Source organism: Pseudoalteromonas sp. SG44-1, from assembly GCF_014164315.1.
Classification (GTDB): Bacteria; Pseudomonadota; Gammaproteobacteria; order Enterobacterales; family Alteromonadaceae; genus Pseudoalteromonas; species Pseudoalteromonas rhizosphaerae.
Genome location: NZ_JACJEW010000301.1, coordinates 1 through 257, shown reverse-complemented (window position 1 = coordinate 257; position 257 = coordinate 1). Strand labels below are relative to the sequence as shown.

Sequence of the window (257 nt, the reverse complement as noted above, 5' to 3'; positions counted from 1 at the left end):
AAAAGCTACTTGTATGCTCGTCACAGTAATAAACATACAGCTTATGGAAGTTATTTTTACAAAAAAGACATTTCATTTTTAGTTTTTTACGTTATTACCATTCCACTTTTGTTGTTCTTTATTATTCGCTTTAAGCGACAAGCGCCAATGGTGTTTGATCGTGATAAACAAATTGTCTACCTCTGGTACAAAGGCAAGGTACGCGCCCAGCACTTTCAAGATTTACGGGTTTATGAAGACTTTCAAATGATGCGTAT

1 protein-coding gene is annotated in these 257 nt (G+C 35.0%); it reads left to right on the top strand.

What is annotated here, in order from left to right:
• Positions 1-257: hypothetical protein (locus H5187_RS24240; RefSeq protein ID WP_220493338.1), on the top strand; the 257-nt coding region annotated here is incomplete at both ends.